22 protein-coding genes, 3 tRNA genes and 1 pseudogene are annotated in these 20,646 nt (G+C 43.0%); 17 read left to right on the forward strand and 9 right to left on the reverse strand.

Translation table 11 applies throughout. From position 1 onward, the window contains the following. Positions 1-185: 185 nt before the first annotated feature. The 3 genes from FTV25_RS09030 to FTV25_RS09040 all read left to right on the forward strand — a co-directional run bounded on the left by FTV25_RS09030 (position 186) and on the right by FTV25_RS09040 (position 491). A tRNA-Lys gene (locus FTV25_RS09030) sits at positions 186-261 on the forward strand. Positions 262-282: 21 nt separating this feature from the next. Beyond that, a tRNA-Lys gene (locus tag FTV25_RS09035) sits at positions 283-358 on the forward strand. A 57-nt stretch (positions 359-415) separates the two neighbouring features. Further along, positions 416-491: transfer RNA gene (locus FTV25_RS09040), tRNA-Lys, on the forward strand. 157 nt (positions 492-648) lie between these two features. Here the strand turns inward: FTV25_RS09040 and FTV25_RS09045 are convergent. After that, a complete protein-coding gene (locus FTV25_RS09045; protein WP_159123913.1) occupies positions 649-1,335 on the reverse strand; it encodes a hypothetical protein in 687 nt (228 codons plus the stop codon). A 250-nt stretch (positions 1,336-1,585) separates the two neighbouring features. Here FTV25_RS09045 and FTV25_RS09050 point away from each other — a divergent pair, with 250 nt between their 5' ends. The 3 genes from FTV25_RS09050 to FTV25_RS09060 all read left to right on the forward strand — a co-directional run bounded on the left by FTV25_RS09050 (position 1,586) and on the right by FTV25_RS09060 (position 4,315). Beyond that, positions 1,586-1,858 carry a PspC domain-containing protein gene (locus FTV25_RS09050; protein WP_034169835.1) on the forward strand — a complete coding sequence of 91 codons (273 nt, stop codon included), beginning with the start codon at positions 1,586-1,588 and terminating at the stop codon, positions 1,856-1,858. Positions 1,859-2,038: 180 nt separating this feature from the next. Further along, positions 2,039-2,821 (forward strand): sulfite exporter TauE/SafE family protein, encoded by a 783-nt coding sequence (locus FTV25_RS09055; RefSeq protein WP_180002999.1) that lies wholly within the window; start codon positions 2,039-2,041, stop codon positions 2,819-2,821. 84 nt (positions 2,822-2,905) lie between these two features. Next, positions 2,906-4,315 (forward strand): DASS family sodium-coupled anion symporter, encoded by a 1,410-nt coding sequence (locus FTV25_RS09060; RefSeq protein ID WP_180003001.1) that lies wholly within the window; start codon positions 2,906-2,908, stop codon positions 4,313-4,315. Between the two features lie 73 nt (positions 4,316-4,388). Here the strand turns inward: FTV25_RS09060 and FTV25_RS09065 are convergent, their stop codons facing one another. Next, positions 4,389-5,498 (reverse strand): HPP family protein, encoded by a 1,110-nt coding sequence (locus tag FTV25_RS09065; protein WP_034704289.1) that lies wholly within the window; start codon positions 5,496-5,498, stop codon positions 4,389-4,391. A gap of 198 nt (positions 5,499-5,696) precedes the next feature. Then, positions 5,697-6,524 (reverse strand): transglutaminase family protein, encoded by an 828-nt coding sequence (locus tag FTV25_RS09070; RefSeq protein WP_180003003.1) that lies wholly within the window; start codon positions 6,522-6,524, stop codon positions 5,697-5,699. 314 nt (positions 6,525-6,838) lie between these two features. Between FTV25_RS09070 and glyQ the strand changes: the two genes are divergently transcribed. The 7 genes from glyQ to FTV25_RS09105 all read left to right on the forward strand — a co-directional run bounded on the left by glyQ (position 6,839) and on the right by FTV25_RS09105 (position 13,279). Continuing rightward, complete coding sequence (glyQ, locus tag FTV25_RS09075; protein WP_005232423.1) at positions 6,839-7,828, forward strand: glycine--tRNA ligase subunit alpha; 990 nt, start codon at positions 6,839-6,841, stop codon at positions 7,826-7,828. Further along, positions 7,828-9,897, forward strand: a complete 2,070-nt coding sequence (gene glyS, locus FTV25_RS09080; RefSeq protein ID WP_180003005.1) for a glycine--tRNA ligase subunit beta — start codon at positions 7,828-7,830, stop codon at positions 9,895-9,897. The genes glyQ and glyS overlap by 1 nt, the downstream gene beginning before the upstream one ends. A 69-nt stretch (positions 9,898-9,966) precedes the next feature. Then, complete coding sequence (locus tag FTV25_RS09085; protein ID WP_180003007.1) at positions 9,967-10,695, forward strand: adenylate/guanylate cyclase domain-containing protein; 729 nt, start codon at positions 9,967-9,969, stop codon at positions 10,693-10,695. Continuing rightward, on the forward strand, positions 10,688-11,275 hold the full coding sequence (locus FTV25_RS09090; protein ID WP_180003009.1) for a hypothetical protein: 588 nt from the start codon (positions 10,688-10,690) through the stop codon (positions 11,273-11,275). Before FTV25_RS09085 ends, FTV25_RS09090 begins: the two co-directional genes overlap by 8 nt. 272 nt (positions 11,276-11,547) lie before the next feature. Then, on the forward strand, positions 11,548-11,937 hold the full coding sequence (locus tag FTV25_RS09095; protein WP_179992850.1) for a hypothetical protein: 390 nt from the start codon (positions 11,548-11,550) through the stop codon (positions 11,935-11,937). A gap of 235 nt (positions 11,938-12,172) precedes the next feature. Then, the gene (locus FTV25_RS09100; RefSeq protein WP_005232430.1) at positions 12,173-12,652 is read left to right on the forward strand and encodes a hypothetical protein; all 480 of its coding nucleotides are present in this window, start codon (positions 12,173-12,175) and stop codon (positions 12,650-12,652) included. 108 nt (positions 12,653-12,760) lie between these two features. Further along, the gene (locus FTV25_RS09105; RefSeq protein WP_179992852.1) at positions 12,761-13,279 is read left to right on the forward strand and encodes a hypothetical protein; all 519 of its coding nucleotides are present in this window, start codon (positions 12,761-12,763) and stop codon (positions 13,277-13,279) included. 38 nt (positions 13,280-13,317) lie between these two features. Here the strand turns inward: FTV25_RS09105 and FTV25_RS09110 are convergent, their stop codons facing one another. The 3 genes from FTV25_RS09110 to FTV25_RS09120 all read right to left on the reverse strand — a co-directional run bounded on the left by FTV25_RS09110 (position 13,318) and on the right by FTV25_RS09120 (position 15,952). Further along, positions 13,318-14,271 (reverse strand): 2-hydroxyacid dehydrogenase, encoded by a 954-nt coding sequence (locus FTV25_RS09110; RefSeq protein ID WP_004781778.1) that lies wholly within the window; start codon positions 14,269-14,271, stop codon positions 13,318-13,320. Positions 14,272-14,363: 92 nt separating this feature from the next. Beyond that, the gene (locus FTV25_RS09115) at positions 14,364-14,558 is read right to left on the reverse strand and encodes a hypothetical protein (RefSeq protein ID WP_005232434.1); all 195 of its coding nucleotides are present in this window, start codon (positions 14,556-14,558) and stop codon (positions 14,364-14,366) included. A 122-nt stretch (positions 14,559-14,680) separates the two neighbouring features. Further along, a complete protein-coding gene (locus FTV25_RS09120) occupies positions 14,681-15,952 on the reverse strand; it encodes a hypothetical protein (protein WP_180003011.1) in 1,272 nt (423 codons plus the stop codon). Positions 15,953-16,065: 113 nt separating this feature from the next. On the opposite strand from FTV25_RS09120, the pseudogene FTV25_RS09125 reads away from it, so the two are divergent. Then, a pseudogene (locus FTV25_RS09125) lies at positions 16,066-16,841 on the forward strand (class I SAM-dependent methyltransferase). A gap of 15 nt (positions 16,842-16,856) precedes the next feature. Further along, positions 16,857-17,435 carry a hypothetical protein gene (locus FTV25_RS09130; protein WP_180003013.1) on the forward strand — a complete coding sequence of 193 codons (579 nt, stop codon included), beginning with the start codon at positions 16,857-16,859 and terminating at the stop codon, positions 17,433-17,435. An 83-nt stretch (positions 17,436-17,518) separates the two neighbouring features. On the opposite strand, the gene FTV25_RS09135 is transcribed toward FTV25_RS09130, so the two are convergent. Continuing rightward, positions 17,519-18,721 carry a TIGR03862 family flavoprotein gene (locus FTV25_RS09135; RefSeq protein ID WP_125278829.1) on the reverse strand — a complete coding sequence of 401 codons (1,203 nt, stop codon included), beginning with the start codon at positions 18,719-18,721 and terminating at the stop codon, positions 17,519-17,521. Between the two features lie 3 nt (positions 18,722-18,724). Beyond that, positions 18,725-19,369, reverse strand: coding sequence for an SAM-dependent methyltransferase (locus FTV25_RS09140; RefSeq protein ID WP_171521881.1), 645 nt, complete (start codon positions 19,367-19,369; stop codon positions 18,725-18,727). A gap of 84 nt (positions 19,370-19,453) precedes the next feature. On the opposite strand from FTV25_RS09140, the gene FTV25_RS09145 reads away from it, so the two are divergent. After that, entirely contained in the window at positions 19,454-19,630 is a 177-nt protein-coding gene (locus FTV25_RS09145) for a DNA gyrase inhibitor YacG (RefSeq protein WP_166138045.1), read from the forward strand. A gap of 150 nt (positions 19,631-19,780) precedes the next feature. Then, positions 19,781-19,963, forward strand: coding sequence for a hypothetical protein (locus tag FTV25_RS09150; protein WP_180003015.1), 183 nt, complete (start codon positions 19,781-19,783; stop codon positions 19,961-19,963). 32 nt (positions 19,964-19,995) lie between these two features. Here the strand turns inward: FTV25_RS09150 and FTV25_RS09155 are convergent, their stop codons facing one another. Next, positions 19,996-20,640, reverse strand: a complete 645-nt coding sequence (locus tag FTV25_RS09155) for an MBL fold metallo-hydrolase (protein ID WP_179992858.1) — start codon at positions 20,638-20,640, stop codon at positions 19,996-19,998. Positions 20,641-20,646: the final 6 nt, after the last annotated feature.

Here is a 20,646-nt window from a genome sequence, read left to right on the forward strand (position 1 = left end):
CCTATTTTTTGTTTAGATAAAGCAGAATTGTTGTATTTATAATCAAACATAGGCAACTTTGTTATTTTTTACTTGCGCTGCAATGAGATCTTGCTACAATACGCTCCATCAAACAAAGTGGTGCTTTCAGAACTCTTTAGTTTCTTTTGCACTGCACAATTAAGCCTTGCTTGATTGTTGGTTCAGGGCCGTTAGCTCAGTTGGTAGAGCAGTGGACTTTTAATCCATTGGTCCCGCGTTCGAGTCGCGGACGGCCCACCATTAAATTTGATATCCCCTGATGGGCCGTTAGCTCAGTTGGTAGAGCAGTGGACTTTTAATCCATTGGTCCCGCGTTCGAGTCGCGGACGGCCCACCATCATTTCTAAAATCTCTTTTTAGAAACTTCAATCAAAGCTACTTTGATTACCCGAATGGGCCGTTAGCTCAGTTGGTAGAGCAGTGGACTTTTAATCCATTGGTCCCGCGTTCGAGTCGCGGACGGCCCACCATTCTCCCCTCTATATTTATTTCTTCTTTCAATATTCTTATAATATTTCCTATATTATTCAGTTCATTCTTTTTATTTAAGCGCAATTCATCCTGACAATTTTAGAATCGCCATTTCCATTTACTCTGTTTTTAAATTTTTTACAGATTTTATCGCTTTTATTCTGTCATCTTAAATTCAGAATCTTTGACCAACTCATACGCTTTAGAAGGTGCAGGATAACCCTGATCAAATAACTGCTGGTTTGCCCGTTCTTTTTCGTCATAAATTTTTTCCAGATTCATGACCAGATGGGTTGGGCTTTTAATTGTATAATAGAATTTTGCCCCCTCTTTACGGTCCACGATCAGTTCAGTTTGTTCCGGATTAATCGTCCAGCGGTCCTTACGATAGGTCACATTGCTTTCGGTCTGAACTCGTCTGGAATTATTCACAAAGACTTTGCCATAATGCACGATACTGCGATGCACTGTACCATCTGGCAATAAAGTCAAAATAAACACCGACTTCCCTTCCGTACAAGGTGCAAACCGTCCGTCACAATCAATTTGGGTAAGATAACGCCCGACATAGCTTTTGGCATAATCCGGTACAGGTTTAGGATCGACATTTGGTTCTACAGGCAATGCATTATAGGTTGCAGTCTGGGTGAGCGATTTAGCATTACGGGTGTCATAACTTTCATTGGCGGCGGAGATGACTACGCCATCTTGTGCCAAAGTTTTCGTAGTATCAGGTAAGGGTTTGCTTTGATGGTCATCACAGGCAATCAGTCCTGCAACACTTCCCAGCACAAATCCAAGCCGGCATAAACCACTTAAATGATGCGATACATTCGATTTCATTTTAAAAATATACCTGAAGGGGTGCACATCGATATAGGCAGACGACTCACTGAAAACTTATAAGTTTTAATAATGAATTCAATGGAATTTTTATGATCTTAGTGATTTTTTAAGGATTATTTAATCTCCCGTAACATTACTTAACGAATTTATTTTCAATAGATACTTTAAAAATTCAGATAAAACTCCATTCTTATAAATACGAGTCATTTTTTAGACTCAACCTTATTTTTTCTTTTAGGAGACTTGGATGGCCAATGTTGGTTTATATCGCTCTAACCGCTCAAACATGATCGCAGGTGTAATGGGTGGTATTGCTGAACGTTTTGGTTGGAACGCAAATTTATTACGCTTGATCTTCGTGATTATTTCGGTTATGAGTGCTGCTTTCCCGGGTATCTTAGTTTATCTGGTTCTATGGCTGGTGATGCCAAAAAAGAATTCTATGCCTGATTATGCTGCGAGCAGAACTGATTATGAACGTCCTGTGCGTACCGTGAATCAGGATAAAGACTACCGATAAAATCGTTTCCTCTTTCACCTAAATATTCATATGGTGAAATTTTTATGCCACGGTCCTTCCCCCAAAAGATCGTGGTTTTTTTTGCCTGATTTTTAGGTTTTGGTCTTATTACCATTTTATGCTTTACCCTGCTCGCCTATTCAGGATAAGTTGATACTTTCTATTTGAAATGGATTTCAGATGGCGCAGGCAGAATGGATTGTGCTTTGGCTGTGTGCGATCGCGGCATTACTGCATGGGGTCAGTGGTTTTGGCTTTCCTATGCTGAGTACGGCTGCCTTATCCAGTGAATATGCCTTAAGTACAGCAGTCACCCTGGTGATTCTCCCCTGCCTGTTATTGAATCTTTGGATGCTTAATAGTGATCCAAAACATGGCCTGTTGCAGAGCATTCGCTATTATGCCTCACGCTATTGGCCACTCATGCTCAGCAGTCTGGTCGGTAGTGTGCTGGGGGTCAAACTACTTATCTGGATCAATGAAGGCTATCTTAAATTATTGCTGGGTCTGGTGATTATCTTTTATGTGCTGGATCAATTACGTCCTACTCCGCTTCGGGTCAGTAGCAGTCAGCTCAGTATGCTAGGATTCGGTTTACTGGCCGGCATGATTGGAGGTGCAACCAATGCCATGGCACCCTTCCTGATGATGTATCTGCTTAGCTGTCAGCTCTCCAAAACTGATATCGTCATTATCAGTAATCTCAACTTTATTGCCAGCAAACTGGTGCAGTTGACCTTACTCTTCCCGGTCCTCATTTCTTTACAAACCCATCAGCGACATATCCTGCTCGGAATCACGTTATTTGCACTCATCGGCGTCTGGCTGGGTGGAAAAATACGGCATCGACTTTCCCAGCAACATTTCAAATATCTGGTGCTGTTTTTTCTATTTGGACTGGGGATTTACGCACTTTGGCAAAGTGTGGGATTATTACAACACTCTACTATACTGTTTAAATAATATCTTTTTTAATCAAAACACATATTCACTTTTATAAGAATTTCAAAAACGCTTTTAAATAAAAAAGTTGAGCAAGGAGGTTGTATGAACGACCCTTTACGCACCCCGACTAATGCCATGCCAAAAGGAATTCGCAAAGGCTGGATTTTAATTGTGATCGCTGCCGTGATCTCTTATGGCTTGTATCATATTTTACCCTATGACGGAAATGCCAATAAGGGATTGGCCCTACTGACCTTTATCGCCATTCTATGGCTGACCGAAGCCCTGCATATTACGATTACAGCCCTACTCATACCGGTACTGGCGATTGTATTGAGTATGCCGATGGCAGATGGTGATGAACTGGTACCGATTAGCATGCAGGCAGCACTCGCTACCTTTGCCGATCCCGTGATTTTCCTGTTTTTTGGTGGTTTTGCTTTGGCTACGGCGCTGCATATCCAGAAACTGGACAAGAAGATTGCCACATGGATTATCTCGCTCTCCGGTGGACATCTCGGTGCTTCGGTACTGGCTATCTTTTTAGTAACTGCTGCCCTGTCGATGTGGATTTCCAATACCGCCACCGCAGCTATGATGTTGCCTCTGGCGCTGGGTTTACTTGCGCATCTGGATGCCGAAAAAGAACGTAAAACCTTTGTATTTATTCTGCTCGGGATTGCCTATTCAGCCAGTATTGGTGGCTTGGGCACCATCGTCGGTTCTCCACCGAATGCGATTGCAGCCAAAGCCCTCGGTTATGACTTCGCTGACTGGATGAAAGTCGGCCTGCCAATGATGTTCATTATTCTGCCAGCAATGTTGATCAGTCTGTATGTGGTATTGCGTCCAAAACTGAATCATAAGGTGAATTTTATCACTGAAAATATCCCCTGGACCACCACCCGTATTGCGACGATGGTGTTGTTCCTCTGTACGGCGATGGCCTGGATTTTCAGTAAAAAATTGACTGAAAATTTCGGTATTTCACAGCCTGATACCTGGATCGCGATTCTGGCAGCCTGTCTGGTGGTGATTCTGGGTACGGCTACATGGAAACAGGTTGCTGAAAATACCGATTGGGGCGTGCTCTATCTGTTTGGTGGCGGCTTGACCTTAAGTGCTGTCTTGAAGGATTCAGGCAGTTCTCTGGTTTTAGGTCAAACACTGGCAAATGCTTTCGGTGACTCCTCGCCTCTCGTAATTATCTTCGTTGTGGCAACCTTCATCATCTTCCTGACTGAATTTACCAGTAATACTGCCTCGGCTGCCTTACTGGTTCCGGTCTTTGCCGCCATTGCCGACCAGATGGGTATGCCTAAAGAGATTCTGGTGATTGTGATCGGGATTGGGGCTTCTTGTGCCTTCATGCTACCTGTGGCGACACCACCGAATGCGATTGTGTTTGGTACTGGCCATATTCAACAAAGTGAAATGATGAAAGTCGGCTTTGTCCTGAATATCATGTGTATTTTCTTGGTTTCCCTGTTTATTTACTGGTTCTTTATCTAAGTTTAAATAAATCCAGATTCCAAATTAAAAAGCACCCGAGGGTGCTTTTTTTTCAGAACTATTCAAAACAGCTTTAAGCTCTCATTTTAAAATGGTTCAGTTCCTGATTCAGGGCAGCGATAATATCTGCGCGGCTGATAATTCCGACCAGACGCTGCTCACTCACTACCGGAATATAGTTAAAGGAACGCTCCACAAAATAGGGCACCAGATCCTGAATCGGCTGCAATGGCTGCACAGTGACCACTTTGCGGGTCATAATATGTTTGACTTGATGTTCCCAGCTGCTGCGCACATCTGCAGCACGTTTAAACCATTCTACCACCTGATACATGGCCAGCGTTCCCACCAGCTTGCCTTCCGCATTAACCACCGGCAGGCTCATCAGGTTCATTTCTTTAAATTTATCCAGTGCATGCTGAATATTATCATTGGCATGCAGGGTCACCACGTCTTTAGTCATAATGTCCTGACAGGTAAACTGGTTGACCGCACGGGCATTGGCTCGGTCCTGCGCTTCCAGAATAATCTTTTGCAGGTCATATTCACTAATGTCCAGCAGCTCAGTTTGCTGATCTAGTACTTCCTGAATATCTTGCGGCTGAATAGTGACTTTCTGGGTCGGGGTCGGATCTTTGGAACGGGTATTCAATTGCGCCTGCTGCGGATAACGCTTGCCAATCATTCGATTAAAGACGATCGCAATTACCATCAATAAGATCGAATTCAGCAGCACCGGATAGAAAACGAAAGCATAGCCGAGTTCATGCACCGCATTGCCGCCGAGTACCGCCGTAATAGCCACAGCACCACTCGGTGGATGCAGGGAATCGGTGGTCATCATCAGGATAATAGCCAAAGCTACCGCTAGACTAAAAGCTTCCGTCGGACTGGCAATAAACAAGGCACAGGTCACACCCACTACCGCAGCAATAGTATTACCTACCAGAATATTCCAGGGCTGTGCCAAGGGACTGGCCGGAACTGCAAACAGCAGCACAGATGAGGCCCCCATCGGCGCAATATACCAGGCTTCAAAATCACCCAGAATCCATAAACTCAGTAATGATGATACCGTGAGACCCAGTAGTGCCCCAATACCGCAGAGTAAACGGTCCTTGAGTGGAAGAACTTTAAAATTCGGTTTTAAGGTATTGAGCCAGTCGAGATTGGAATGGAACACGGCGCGCCTGATTTTAATGTTTACAGATTTTGCGCATTATAAAACTAGTCGCTTTAAAGATGTATTTATTTTATATCTTTTAATTACACTTAAATGGATGCTGTTTAAAAAGCTAAGTCACACACCAGAGAAAAACCATCCATCTAGTCCTATTTTACTATTCAATCTCTCATAGGATTTTCAATAAGATCATTCATGTCAGGTGATTTTAGTCTCAGCTTCGCTATGAGAACCAGATTTAATCAGAGGTTCGATTTTGAGCAGCTCGACCTGACCATAATAGGTTGAAAATGCTACATCTCCGGCATCTACCCCAGTACCAATGCGAATCAGCTCGTCGACCGGGGCTAAACGGGTCGGATCAAACTGCACCCACCCTCCTTCCAGATAGGCTTCAAAAATGGCATGAAAATCGGGTAAAAATTTTTCAATTTCCACATAACCGACCACCATGCGTGCCGGAATTCCTAAAGCACGACACAGCGCAATGCCCAAATGAGCAAAGTCACGGCATACACCTGCTCGGTGGACCAGCACATCCGTTGCAGTCGTAAACTGATCAGAACAGCCAGAGACATAAAAAATATTGTTATAAATCCACTGTTCGATGGCTTTTACACGCGTATAGCCGGGTATCATCCAGCCAAATGAACGTTTCGCCATTTCTAGTAATAAATCTGAATTGCAATAGCGGCTGGCCAGCAAATAAGGTAGTACTTCATCCGGCAGGTCTGGAATTTTGACTTCACTCAAGTTTTGCCTCAGATCATTCGGAATGCTCGGCTGACGGGTAACTGTCGCGCTATAGTTCAGTTCAAATGCCTCACAGGGTTCGAGTTGCAACCGGATATGACGGTTTTGATGCTGAGCATCCTGAAATTCATGCCACTTGACCGGCATATTCATAGTGAGCTGTTCTCCGAGAATATTCTGATCGGGATGATGGGCGACCTGAACCATAAAAATAAATTCGGTAGGTTGCACAATCTTGTATTTTAAATGGCACTGAATTTGGTAAGTGGTCATGAAGTTCCTTATTATTAGGCATTATTATATTGTGTGAAGATTAAACTAATTCTAAGACCGCAATCGTATGAGATCAGTTTAACTTTATCGCGCTTCAGTGAACAGGATGCTATACATCTGATTTATTCCTGATTTTTGGATCTCATCCCATTGCTATTCCAGCATAAAATTGCAGCAAAGCCGCGCAAAATCTGGCATGAATGAAGACCATTTTAATTTTTTCCAAAATATTTTCAGCGTATTAACCCTTTGCCACTCCCCTGTAAAATCCTTATAATCAAGCACAATTTTTCTCTAATTTTAAGTGGATGACCATGAGTCGCGCCATATCGCATATTGATACCTTCCAAGGCTTAATTCTTGCCTTACAAAACTACTGGGCGGAGCAAGGCTGCGTCGTGTTACAGCCTTACGACATGGAAATGGGTGCAGGGACATTCCACACTGCAACTTTCCTTCGTGCGTTAGGTCCCGAAACCTGGAATGCTGCTTATGTTCAGCCATCACGCCGTCCGAAAGATGGTCGTTATGGTGAGAACCCGAACCGTCTGCAACATTATTACCAGTTCCAGGTTGTGCTTAAGCCAAACCCGGACAACATCCAGCAGCTTTACCTAGATTCTTTAAAGGCAATCGGTATTGATCCTTTAGTTCACGACATCCGTTTCGTGGAAGATAACTGGGAATCTCCAACACTGGGCGCATGGGGTCTAGGCTGGGAAGTTTGGCTGAACGGCATGGAAGTGACTCAGTTCACTTACTTCCAGCAAGTCGGTGGTGTTGAATGCTACCCAGTAACCGGTGAAATCACTTATGGTCTGGAACGTCTGGCGATGTATCTGCAAGGTGTAGACTCAGTTTACGATCTGGTTTGGACCAAAGGTCAGTTCGGTACTGTGACGTATGGCGATGTGTTCCATCAAAATGAAGTAGAACAATCGACTTATAACTTCGAATATGCACCAGTAGAAAAAATGTTCGAACTGTTCGATTTCTACGAAGCTGAGGCGACCCGTTTAATCGAAGCTGAACTGCCATTACCTGCTTATGAGCAAGTGATTAAAGCATCACACAGCTTTAACCTGTTAGATGCGCGTGGCGCGATCTCTGTGACTGAACGTCAGCGTTATATTCTGCGTGTGCGTACTTTGGCACGTTCAATTGCGACCAGTTATGTAGCAGCACGTGCGAAACTTGGTTTCCCAATGGCAGAACCTCACCTACGTGACGAAGTCCTGGCTCAGCTTAAAGCTCAAGTAGAAGCAGAAGCGGCTCAAGCAGAAAAATCAGCGGAGAACAAATAATGTCTAAACATACAGTTTTATTTGAACTTGGCTGTGAAGAACTTCCTCCAAAAAGCCTGAAAAAATTACGTGATGCTTTAAAAGCTGAAACTGAAAAAGGCTTAAAAGATGCGGGTCTGGCTTTCGATGCGATCGAAGCTTATGCAGCGCCACGTCGTCTGGCACTTAAAATCGTAAATGTTGATGCTGCTCAAGCGGATACGCAAAAACGTTTTGACGGTCCTGCTGTGCAAGCGGCTTATGATGCTGAAGGCAAACCAACCAAAGCACTTGAAGGCTTTATGCGCGGTCAAGGCATTACGGTTGATCAGGTGTCTACTTTCCAGGCCGGTAAAGTTGAAAAAGTCTGCTACCTGAAAGATGTGAAAGGCCAAAGCCTTGACATTTTACTGCCACAAATCCTGCAACATGCTCTGGATCAATTGCCAATCGCAAAACGCATGCGTTCTGCTGCTAGCCGTACTGAATTCGTTCGTCCGGTAAAATGGGTGGTCTTGTTAAAAGACAGCAATGTGATTGATGCAACCATTCAGGATCATAAAGCAGGTAACGTGACTTATGGCCACCGTTTCCATGCGCCTGAAGCGATTATTCTGGCCAATGCAGATGCGTATCTGGATGCCCTGCGCGCTGCGAAAGTGATTGCGTCTTTTGAAGAGCGTCAAGCAATCATCGATCAGCAAGTCAAAGCGCTGGCTGATGAAGTGAATGCGATTGCCATTGTTCCTGCGGATCTGCGTGACGAAGTCACTGCTCTGGTTGAATGGCCAGTTGCTCTTCGTGCCAGCTTTGAAGAACGCTTCCTTGCAGTTCCTCAAGAAGCACTGATCACCACGATGCAGGACAACCAGAAGTATTTCTGTCTGGTGAATGCTGAAAACAAATTACAGCCTTACTTCATTACCGTTTCAAATATTGAGTCTAAAGATCCGACTCAAATCATTGAAGGTAACGAAAAAGTAGTTCGTCCGCGTCTGTCAGATGCAGAATTCTTCTTCCTGCAAGACCAGAAACAACCGCTTGCGTCTCGTAAAGAGAAACTGGCCAACATGGTATTCCAGGCACAACTGGGTACACTTTGGGACAAATCTCAACGTATTGCCAAACTGGCGGTAGCACTTGCGCCGATTACAGGCGCAAAAGCTGAAGATGCTGAAAAAGCTGCTCTTCTTGCTAAATGCGACTTAACTTCTGAGTTGGTGGGTGAATTCCCAGAACTTCAAGGGATCGCGGGTACTTACTACGCACGTCTTGAAGGTGAAAATGATGAAGTGGCTGAATCTTTAGGTGAGCAATATTTACCTAAATTCGCGGGTGACGTTTTACCGAAAACTAAAACGGGTACAACGATTGCGCTTGCTGACCGTTTAGATACCTTGACTGGTATTTTCGGTATTGGTCAGGCACCTACAGGTTCTAAAGACCCGTTTGCGCTACGTCGTTCTGCGATTGGTATCCTGCGTTTAGTGACTGAAAACGAACTGGATGTATCTATCGAAGACCTGATCAGGCTGGCATTAGCTGCTTATGGCGATGTATTGAAAGACCACGACAAGACTCTGGCAGATGCGGTTGCCTTCCTGGAAGGTCGTTACCGTGCGAAATACGAAGACCAAGGTGTTGATGTTGACGTGATCCAAGCCGTTCAAGCATTGTCACCAAAATCTCCACTTGATTTTGACAAGCGTGTGAATGCGGTAAATCACTTCCGTGCATTGCCTGAAGCTGCTGCGCTTGCTGCTGCGAACAAACGTGTTGCCAACATTCTTGCCAAAGAAGCTGCACCTGAAGGTGCTGTGGTTGAAGCCAATCTGGTGGAAGATGCTGAAAAAGCATTATTCGCTGAACTTGCGAAAATCACTCCAGTGGTTGAACCATTATTTGCTTCTAAAGATTACACTGCTGCGTTATCTGCATTGGCTGCCCTGCGTGCGCCAGTAGATGCATTCTTTGATGGTGTAATGGTAATGGCGGATGATGCTGAACTAAAAGCAAACCGTTTACGTCTGCTTGCTCAGCTTCGTGACCTGTTCACTAAAGTTGCGGATATTTCAGTGCTTCAACACTAAGTGTTAATTGCTTGAAATTTAAACAAAACCCCGCTATAAAATAGTGGGGTTTTTTATTGATGACAAATAATGCAAGCAAATTATAAAACTTATGATTTTCAAAAGAGTCGTGATCGTATAGATGAAATTTTAAACTCTTCAGATAATAATTACGAAGAAAAAGAATCGATCCCAAATCGCGATAATTTAACTTTTAATAATGGGTACTATATCTGTTGCTCTGCCATATTTATTGACATGAGAGGTTCAAAGGAATTCTCGAAAAAACATACAAGACCTGTTACTGCAAAAATATATAGAAGCTATATCTCAGAGCTAGTTGCTGTTCTTAATAGTAATATAAGATTAAGAGAAATTTACATAGAAGGCGACTGTGTATGGGGTGTTTTTAATACCCCAAATAAATCTGACGTAGATAGTATTCTCGATACAGCTGCCCAAGCTGCTTCACTTATCGATACATTAAATGTCAAACTCAGAAAGAAAAAGTATTCTGAAATAACAGTAGGAATAGCGTGCCATGATGCAGATGTTCTTATGATTAAAGCAGGTTACAGTGGTAGTGGTATTAACGAAGTAACTTGGATTGGAAAACTTGTAGGTGAAACTGCTGACCTATGCTCTAAAGCCAATAGATGGAACTCAGAAAGGACTCTTTATAGCAAAAAATTTTATGATAGTTTGACCGATGAAGAAAAAAAAAGAATAGATTGGATAAATTGGAATTACACTTACGAATGCTATGAAGGAAATACTATTTATACTTCAATGAATAATTGGGTATTAGAAAATGGATAAATTTGAATTTCTACATTCTGCTATTCAAGATACCCAACAAACTATTCGCGCAATTGATTTTAAAATTGGAGCTTTACTAGCTGGATCTATTGTCCCCTTTCCTAAAATTCGTGAAATTTTTGAGTTTCTCACAGAAACTGGTCTTTGGTGGCAGGAAGCGCTAGCTTGGATTATCTTTATTGTTTGGTTATTAATAGTTTTTATTCTTTTAGCGGCTTTATCCGCAATTGATAATCCAAGTAAACATATCAACGATGGTTATGCTCATAAAGGTTATTACTACGGTGGAGGAACATTTAATTTCAATATTGTAAATGGTTTTTTTCGTACTGATATTCGTACTCAGCGAACTGTACAACAATATGCAGATGAATTAGATAATGCAAATTTTCCATTTTTAAAAGAATTAAGTTTTGAACATTTGAAACTGATCTATATTCGAGATCTCAAATTTTATCGTTTAAAATTTGCTGTAATTCTAATCGCATTACTTATTATCTTAGGCTCATTATCATTTTTATTCACACCTGATACTAGGAAAGTTGAATTACAAGAAAATCATATTACTCAATCGAAATAACTAAATGAAAAAGTATTCACTCTCCATTACTCAATTTTTGATGATTGGCATTTTCCCCCAATCATCACCGAAATTTCAGTATTTGCAGGGATTCAACGTACTTTTTGGTTACACATTTTTAGCTTTATTATGATCACCATTTTGGTGATTCTATATAACTATGCATGAAAAAAATCAGACCATACAACTTAGCCCTTAAGCTCAAAAACTATAGGCATATCCCTATATATTTCATATACTCACCTTAACAACACTCAACAAGAAAGAAGCGCATGAAATTTCAAACACTCATTATGACGACTCTTGCGGGTATCGCACTTACAGCATGTACATCTCAACCGACCATTCCACAGCTGGAACTGGGCGTATTACAGGAAGTAAAAAATCTCGAAGTTATTCCAGAAACAACCAACAATAAGGCAAAACTGACCAAATTCCTCGACAAATGCGTGATTGAATTTACTGGCGACATCGGCAACAACCGTTCAGTTGAACAATGGTCATTTAAAGGCCTGACCCTGATTGATGCCGGTTCAGCAACTTTCCAGCGTGACGGTACCAGCACGGCACAAAAATTTGACCTGCACGATACGGCAGTACAAAAGAACTTTGTAATTCTGCGCAATCATTTTGCTAAAGATGCCCTAACTCAATGTGATTAAATAGATCGCCCTGTTTTTATGATGAAAATAGGGCTATTTATTTGAATGAACAGAAATTTAATTTTTCTTCTGATTTAAACTGCCTTTTCTTCCTTTTAAAAATTATAAGATCCTCGCATCAAACTACGCTGAACCTATACTCTCTCCATAGCTTATTCATTGTTTTTGGCTGATTATCCGTTACACTGAAAACCAAACTCAGACCGCTCTTTGACGAATTCGAGGTCGATCCATAATGAATATCAAAACCCCAATTATTTTAACGACAGCTTTAATGTTCTGCGCACCTGTATTTGCACAGACCGAAACCACTCAGACCAACAAACCGATTGCACCTTATGGTGAGAATCCGAACCTGCTGCATGTGTTTGCCTATAAAGCACAGGAAGGCGTTATCAATACCGCTGAAAAAGTAGGTGAAGTCACTGAAAAAGGCATTGCCAAAATCAAACCGGGTGTAGACCGTGCCTGGGGCAATACCAAGTCTGCAGCATCAGATACCATCCAGAAAGTAGATCAGGGTGCGACTCAGGCAGCACAGCAAACGGGTCAGAAAATTCAGCAAACCCGAGAAGTCTGGCGCGGCAATTCACAACAGGCACCGATCGTGCAGCAGCCTTTGAGTCAGCCATCTACCGCAACTCAAAATTCATCGGTATCACAGCCCCAGTCAAGTTCCGGTACAGCGACCAGTTATGCAGTAGATGATCTTTAAATCATCGAATTGAAAAAAGCCCATTACGGGCTTTTTCTTTTAAGCATTGAAGATAGTTGAGTCTTTCTTTAGACTGAACTCAAATAAAATCATGAGAAGATAATAAAAATGAAAAAAATTCTCCTCAGCTTTATCGCCGGCATTCTGTGTGGTGTAGCCATCCTGTACATCACTTTACTGGTTTCAGGTGAAACCGTGACCTCAATTGCTGCGATTGATGATGAATTATCCTCCATCCCGAGCCTGTCTAGTGCGAATCCTTATAACCATAAAACCGAAGGCGAAAAAATCCAGCATATAGAACACTTGGAGGAAGCTGAATTTAGGCCCGCCTCTGGCAATAATGCCGACCTGTATCGGATCAAGGATATGTGTAAATTAAGAATCGGGACTCAAGGAGATGACATTTATAGCTATCGAACTGCTTATTTTTCGCAGAATCATCTGATTTATATGTTTGAAACCCATTATCGAACATCTTATGACAAGCGTCCCGATGAACGGGTACCCGAATTTAAGCGCGTCTATCAGGAAATTATATTTAACCCCCGGTCTGCACTGGTTCAGAGTGAATTTTTAAAGCTATTAGATAAATATATTACGCCAGAAAACCGAAAAAAATGCTGATCGAATTTAATCAGCATTTAGTTTTTATTTGGCAGTTTTTAATTTACCTGACGGATAGGCCGGCCTTGCTTAAAGGCTTCTACATTTTCCACCATCTGATCCACAATGCGTTGACGCGCATCAACGCTGCCCCAAGCATTGTGCGGTGTAACGATCAGGTTAGGAATTGAGGCATCGAGCAATACATTTCCCTCTTTCGGAGGCTCCACGGTAAGCACATCCGTCGCAGCACCGGCAATTTTGCCTTCGCGTAAGGCCTGAGCCAAAGCCTGTTCATCGACGATTCCACCACGCGCACAGTTAATTAAAAATGCACTTGGTTTCATCGCGTCCAATTCGGCATGACTGATTAAATGACGGGTATCTTCCGTTAAAGGGCAATGCAGGCTTAAAAAATCCACTTGTGGCAATAACTCTGCAAATGGAATACGGGAATCATCTGCTGGACGGTTGGGCAAAGCTGCAATCAGTACTTTCATGCCAAAGGCTTCTGCCAGTCTGGCAACTGCATGGCCCAGCTCACCATAACCAACAATACCTAAGGTCTTGCCTGCCAATTCTACAATTGGCGCACCCAATAGACAGAACTGGCTGGCCTTTTGCCATTCGCCCTGCTGTACTGCACGTTGATAGGTTAAAAATGAAGTGGCCAGATTGAGCATCAGCATAAGGGTATGCTGAGCGACGGCAGAGGTGCCATAAGCCTGACAGTTACACACCACAATGCCACATGCCTTGGCCGCAGCCAGATCGACATTATTGGTGCCCGTAGCAGAAATCAGGATCAGTTTCAGTTGAGGGCATTGCTGGATGGTTGCCGCGTCAATCATGACTTTGTTGGTAATGATGACATCGACATCGGCCACACGAGACTGAATCTCTGCAGCCGATGTGGCCGGGTATAAGACCAGCTGATCAAATACTGCATGTAGTGCCTGAAAGTCCAAATCCTGTTGGTCTAAAGAAGCATAATCTAAATAAGCGGCTTTCATGGCGCTACCCTCAACCTTGTTTGACAATTTATTTTGATTGCCATTTAAAACAAGTCCTGCAGGGTTTTCAAGCAACTTACTGTCAGAAGTGGTTAATCTACAGACTTATCAATATGGTTACGCAGAGAACGGCGCACCTTATAAATCACATATACACTGAGAAAGATCAGAAAAATAAGAGAAGAACTGAGCAAGATCACTGCAGGATGCACACTTTCCGCGTGTGCAAAATTAGGCAGCATCAGTCCAAGAATAAAACAAATACTTGTAACTTGTTTGGATTGCATATATTTACTCCCTTGTCATATAAACAACCGGGAGCGGTGTGACTATTTTTCATACCGCCTAAGACCATATTAGGCCTTAGCAAATATAAGTCAAGTATTTGTTTTTTAGATAAATTTTTTGGTTAGTTCATTTCACTTCGTGTCACAAACTGTGTATTTTTGTCACTTGCGTCAACGAAACCGGAAGCGCCGTATTCATCTGTATGCAAATTCAGATGTTTATAGCTGAACATATAAAAATCAGCATAGCGTTTCATGATAATCGGATGCATGCCTACATTTAATTCATCCTGCTCCTTGACCAGTTTCATGATATGCCGGTCATTCATCACTACCAGATAACGTTCATCATTCAGATTGATGGTCAGCAAGCCATTACCTTTGGCATAGATTGGAATCAGGAATTTATGGTTCAGTGCAATCGCATCACCGGTATAGCTTTCGATCTTGTTGCTGATGACGTTAAAGACCAGTGCATGTCCATAGGCATCCAGCAATAACTGGCGCTTTTCCTGCGGCAGATTGACGTGAATTCCGAGCTTAAGCAGATCCTGCTGATCGACTTGTTTATTACTCAGCAATTCACGCAAAATCACCTGCTTTTGCGCTGCATCAAAAAATTGGGTGTCCAGCAGCAGATCATTATTCTTCAAAATACGCCCTAAAGCAAAACGGTGGCGCGGCAAGATATTCTCAATTACCTTGCGATAATAGAACTTGCTGTTTTTCTTAACCCGACGCATTTTCTGGTAGAAATAACTTTCATCATAGTCATGCAATAAAAAGTCATACAGCAGCTCGGAACTGGCCAGAACGGCGATGGCGTCATGGCCGGTAAATGGCAGATGCAGTACATGATGCTGCGGAAGTACGGCTTCCAGTTTCAGGTAATGTGCTCGGTCTTCGGTGCAATACGGATCATAAACCAGAATATATTCCCGTTCCGGACTGACATCTTGTGCCTCAATCCGCATGCCTTCATTCAGCTCGGGCTGGTAAAACATGTTGTAGCGGGCATCTTCGACATCTTCCGGATTGATCGAATATTGCGGCACCATCGCGACCACTCGCTGAACATTCAGCAGATTGGAATATTTAATCGCAGCATAACCGCCCATGGAACCACCATAGGCAATGCGCTGCTGAAACGGCGCAATCAGCTCGGCAATTGCTTGCAACATGTTCCACATGGAACTTTTTGGAAACCAGGATTTATGTTTGGGCATAATTCCCAAAACATTAAATTCAAATTTCGCTAATGATTTTTCGGCATTGATGCTCAAGCCCTTGGCACGGGTAATCAAATCTCCAAATGAAAAAATCAATTCTGAAGATGACCCCGGCATAAAAATTGCGCGTATATGCTCATCTTCAAAAACAATCTGCTTATCCATAACTTTCCCGTGCTGGTGAATCTAACTTTTCGGCAACAATTCACTCAATGAATAGGGCCGAAAAAGTGAATATGCTATTTTATATCGATGAAAAAGATTAAAAAGCGCAAAATATGACACAATCACTGCATCCTGCAGCTCAACAAGGGTTTAGTACAGCGGCTGAGCTTTATCAGCAGGTACGCCCTGACTATCCGGCAGATCTTAGCCCATGGCTTGCCGAGACACTGTCATTGCCTGTAGATGCAGATCTTGTTGATTTGGGAACAGGAACAGGTAAATTTATTGCCTATTTGCTTCCACTCAGCAGCCACATCACCGCCATTGATCCTGTCCCTGAAATGCTGGCCCAGTTAAAACTGGCACATCCGGATATTCATACCCTTGAAGGGATGAGCCACCAGCTTCCCCTGCCCGATCATAGCGTGAATGCCGTGTTTTGTGCACAGTCATTTCACTGGTTTGCCAATCTGAAAACCTTAAAGGAGCTGGATCGGGTACTTAAACCTCAAGGCTTTCTGGTACTGGTCTGGAACCAGCGTGATATCACAGTCGACTGGGTCAAAGCTCTGGCAGATTGCATTGCACCACTGGAAGGCGATACACCACGCTATCATAGTGGTGCCTGGCGTAAAGTATTTGAAGAACAGAATCTCTTTCAGCCTTATGCTGAAACGCAAATGCAACAGCTACAGCATGGCCCTGTCGAGCAGGTGGTTTCCAAACGCTTATGTCAACCAGCTTTATTGCGGCACTACCAAAAGAACAGCAACAGCAGCTCAAGCAGCAATTCGAACAAATTATCAAAAACTATACGGACAAGGGTGCAGAAGATATGATTAATTTCCCTTATGTCACCTATGTTTATGTATTCAAGAAAAATAATTAGGAACAGGATTCAATCATGCACACGATTCAATTGATGTCACGAACTGCACTTTTCACTGCCGCCATGTTTTTGATGGCCTGTGACCAGAAAAGTTCACAATCTGTAGAACAGCAGGCAACGGAAGACTCTGCATCAGAGGAAATCATGCAGGAATTGAAAACTGGACCCGTGAAAAACTTCCCTAAAACGGAAGATGATCCCCATGATATTGCTGTCTTGAATGACTATGAAGAACGTTTCCAGGAAATGAGCGCGGATCTGGAAGCTGAGCTCAATGGCATGCGCAATGATGACAATCTGACTCCGGAATTTGTCCAGCAACGTCAACGCGATCATGTCCAGTCTTCGCTAAATATGCTCAAAGATCTGGAGCTTAAAACTGAACAGGGCCGTTATATTCAGGGTTTGATGTATCAATACTGGGAACATCAGGAAAAACTGGTGAATAGTCCGAGATCTCAGGCCTCTACCGTAAATGAAGCCAGTGAAAATGTAAAAGGTCTGGGCAAATATCTACATGCCCAAGAGCAACTGGAACGCTGGCGTTCGCAATATCCAGAGATGACCACCGCAAATAAAGCCCCAGCACAATAAATAATACATTTCAGGAAGCGGACGCTTCCTGAAATTTTATATGCAGTTCTAAGATTTAACTTTCACTTTCTGAAGAATGCGTATTATTGAGCTTGAACTAAATATTGCTGCACCCCTTCTGCGGCTGCTCGTCCAGTGGCAAAACAGGCTGTCAGCAAGTAACCCCCTGTAGGCGCATCCCAGTCCAGCATCTCACCACATAAGAACACATGTGGATTGGATTTAAGCTGAAGCTGCTCTGACAGAACCTCGCGTTTAACACCACCTGCACAGCTAATCGCTTCCTGTATAGGACGGAAACCTGTTAAAGGAATTTTCAATTGCTTAATCTGCTGTGCTAATTCAGTAGCATTTTGCCAAAGTGGCTTTGGTAACAGTTCACGCACCAGAGCAGCTTTTGCACCATCCAGACCTGCTTTCCGCCAGATATTATTCAAAGACTGCTTTTTACTTGGCTGTAATTTTTTAGCCAGCTGCTCTAAGGTTTGATCCGGAAAAAGATCCAGATTCAGCTGCATTGGCTGACCCTGTTTCAGCTGTTGACGCAGTCCCCGGTCCTGTTTATAGATTAGACCACTTTCCAGACCATAGTGACTGATCACGATATCTCCCATGGTCTTGTCACCGCCATCAACCCAAGCCTCGACCCGTTTTAGGGGCTGACCGAAGATTGGCTGCATAAACTTGGACCATGGATATTCCACACCCGCATTACTGGCTTGAAAAGGTTCAATCTCGCTGCAATCAAGCCATGCTTGCCATTTCCCATCACTGCCGAGTTTTGACCATGACACTGCACCACAAGCCAAAACAATCGCATCAAAGTTTTCTGTGAATGCGCAATCATTTTTTAAATCATGGATCTGTAGCTGATGATTTTTCAGATCTAGAATTTGATGACGATAATGAAATTGTACCCCTTGCTCAGTTAAACGTTTTAACCAGACACGCAATAGTGGAGCGGCTTTCATTTCTGTAGGAAAAACTCGACCTGAAGAACCAATATAAGGTTCAATGCCAAGATCTTTCATCCAGTTTTGAATCCATATCGCATCCCAGCGTTTGATCCAAGGTTCTAACCAGTCTACCTGATCATAACGCTGCACAAACTGCTCGACGGGTTCGGCATGAGAAATATTTAGGCCGGTTTTCCCAGCCATCAGGAATTTACGGGCAGCCGAAGGCTTCTGTTCAAACACATGAACTTCATAATCAGACTGGCTCAGAACTTCTGCAGCCATCAAGCCTGCCGGGCCAGCACCCACAATTGCAATGTGCTTCGTCATGGCTTATTCCGCTGAACTCGCATTCTGCCCTTGTAGCGGCTGAAACTCATCAAAACGTGTTGTATAGCCTTCCGGTTTACTAATAATCAATTGCTGGCACAACTCACCACGCTCTAGATATTTAATTTCAAAATGAGTTCTTGCCGAGTCTTGGCCAATGACTTCTTTAACGAAAGGCAGCTTCCACAGGTTTTGAACCTGCTGTTCTGCTTCATCAATATATTCAGGAATATTGCTGGCTAAAGTAATCGTGCCACCGGTTTTTAAACGCGATAATAAAAACTCAAAAAATGGCATATTCAACCAGCGCTGCGCCGGGTTATGCGGCTCAGGGTTCGGATATAAAATAAAAAACTGTTCGACTTGCGCTGGATAGAGAGCATGCACAATCCAAGGCAAGGCATCGGCATGAACTGTCTGTAAATTCGGTTGTCCTTCCAGCGCATGCTGTTTTTGCATGGCTAAAAATTTCTCTCGAGTCCGTTCGATCGCAATCAGCTTGCTGTCTGGATTGATCTGGGTAAAGAGCAATGCGTGTTTACCTTTGCCCGCACCGATTTCCACACAAACCGGTTCAGAACTGATACTTTGGAAATCACGAGGCGCATGCATACGCTGTGCTTGAAATTGACGAATCGACATAATCAGATCAAACTAATAAAAACTGTATAAGTCTAACAAGTGCAGTTATATTTGCCTAATCGAAGCTTTATTTTTCTAGGGAGTGCGCTGATGTCAACCACTTTAAAATGTCCACGCTGTGGCAAACTGACCACTTGGGAAAATAATGAATTTCGTCCTTTCTGCTCGGAACGCTGCAAAATGATTGATCTAGGCGCTTGGGCCAGTGAGGAATACAAACTGCCAACCCAAGATGCTCCCGCAGCTGAATCTTCTGAAGAAGACTGAACCTTTTAAAATATCCTATTTAAGCATATCCTAAATAATCACATGATTTTTATAAAAGGCTTGTAGAAAACCAACACAAGTTAACAGCACATATGCCAGTTTAATACTATGTTCTTACGCAGAAATATCACATTATTTTAGAGCAAGAACATGGGCTACATTATTCTAAAGATCATTTTAATTGGGGTAGGAATACTTGCGATATTGTCATTAGGAATAGGCATTTTTCAACAGGATGGCTTATTTATTGTCGTTGGAGTTCTGCTTGCCATTATGACTTGGCTGATCTATACACAAACCCGCCAGTCTTTGAATAACCCTTTTAGCAAATAAAAAGACCAGCTAGGCTGATCTTTTCACCTACTTTAACCTGCTTTTCCCGCAACGAAAGGATTATGCTGTTTTTCAAAACCAATATTGCTGATCGGACCATGTCCTGAAATAAACCGGGTTTCATCCGGCAGGCTAAAACATTCGCGCTGGATTGAATCGAGTAACTGCTGATGATCGCCACGCGGGAAATCTGTCCGTCCAATTGAGCCTTTAAACAGTACATCCCCTGTCCATAACAAAGCATGATTCTTGTTATAGAACATTACATGACCTGGAGTATGGCCTGGGGCAAAACGTACTTCAAACTCTTCATCACCTAGCTTGAGAACTTCTCCACCTTCCAGCCATTGCGTGACTTCTACTTTTTCCGGAATCGGAAAACCGTAACGGGTAGACACTTCCTGAATCATATCCAGCCAGAATGCATCGTCCTTATGCGGACCAATCACCGGCACATCCCAAACTTTTTTTAAAGCACCAACTGCTCCAGCATGATCGAGATGACCATGAGTCAGCCATAAAGCCTTGACCGTTAAGCCCAGTGCTTCTACTTCCGCTTTTAATTTTTCAGGTTCGCCCCCTGCATCAATCAAAACGGCCTCTTTACTGTCACTATCCCAAAGAATCGAGCAGTTTTGCTGAAATGCAGTCACAGGAACAATTTTGACTTGTAACATAGGATA

Origin of the sequence: Acinetobacter sp. YH12249 (assembly GCF_013417475.1) — a bacterium.
Taxonomy (GTDB): domain Bacteria; phylum Pseudomonadota; class Gammaproteobacteria; order Pseudomonadales; family Moraxellaceae; genus Acinetobacter.

Coding starts and splice junctions, on each gene's coding strand:
- FTV25_RS09130 (WP_180003013.1), top strand. CDS start 16,857: ATGCACACGATTCAATTGATGTCACGAACTGCACTTTTCACTGCCGCC.
- FTV25_RS09055 (WP_180002999.1), top strand. CDS start 2,039: ATGGCGCAGGCAGAATGGATTGTGCTTTGGCTGTGTGCGATCGCGGCA.
- FTV25_RS09155 (WP_179992858.1), bottom strand. CDS start 20,640: ATGTTACAAGTCAAAATTGTTCCTGTGACTGCATTTCAGCAAAACTGC.
- FTV25_RS09085 (WP_180003007.1), top strand. CDS start 9,967: ATGCAAGCAAATTATAAAACTTATGATTTTCAAAAGAGTCGTGATCGT.
- FTV25_RS09105 (WP_179992852.1), top strand. CDS start 12,761: ATGAAAAAAATTCTCCTCAGCTTTATCGCCGGCATTCTGTGTGGTGTA.
- FTV25_RS09045 (WP_159123913.1), bottom strand. CDS start 1,335: ATGAAATCGAATGTATCGCATCATTTAAGTGGTTTATGCCGGCTTGGA.
- FTV25_RS09150 (WP_180003015.1), top strand. CDS start 19,781: ATGGGCTACATTATTCTAAAGATCATTTTAATTGGGGTAGGAATACTT.
- FTV25_RS09090 (WP_180003009.1), top strand. CDS start 10,688: ATGGATAAATTTGAATTTCTACATTCTGCTATTCAAGATACCCAACAA.
- FTV25_RS09135 (WP_125278829.1), bottom strand. CDS start 18,721: ATGACGAAGCACATTGCAATTGTGGGTGCTGGCCCGGCAGGCTTGATG.
- glyS (WP_180003005.1), top strand. CDS start 7,828: ATGTCTAAACATACAGTTTTATTTGAACTTGGCTGTGAAGAACTTCCT.
- FTV25_RS09070 (WP_180003003.1), bottom strand. CDS start 6,524: ATGACCACTTACCAAATTCAGTGCCATTTAAAATACAAGATTGTGCAA.
- FTV25_RS09100 (WP_005232430.1), top strand. CDS start 12,173: ATGAATATCAAAACCCCAATTATTTTAACGACAGCTTTAATGTTCTGC.
- FTV25_RS09145 (WP_166138045.1), top strand. CDS start 19,454: ATGTCAACCACTTTAAAATGTCCACGCTGTGGCAAACTGACCACTTGG.
- FTV25_RS09110 (WP_004781778.1), bottom strand. CDS start 14,271: ATGAAAGCCGCTTATTTAGATTATGCTTCTTTAGACCAACAGGATTTG.
- FTV25_RS09095 (WP_179992850.1), top strand. CDS start 11,548: ATGAAATTTCAAACACTCATTATGACGACTCTTGCGGGTATCGCACTT.
- FTV25_RS09060 (WP_180003001.1), top strand. CDS start 2,906: ATGAACGACCCTTTACGCACCCCGACTAATGCCATGCCAAAAGGAATT.
- glyQ (WP_005232423.1), top strand. CDS start 6,839: ATGAGTCGCGCCATATCGCATATTGATACCTTCCAAGGCTTAATTCTT.
- FTV25_RS09120 (WP_180003011.1), bottom strand. CDS start 15,952: ATGGATAAGCAGATTGTTTTTGAAGATGAGCATATACGCGCAATTTTT.
- FTV25_RS09050 (WP_034169835.1), top strand. CDS start 1,586: ATGGCCAATGTTGGTTTATATCGCTCTAACCGCTCAAACATGATCGCA.
- FTV25_RS09115 (WP_005232434.1), bottom strand. CDS start 14,558: ATGCAATCCAAACAAGTTACAAGTATTTGTTTTATTCTTGGACTGATG.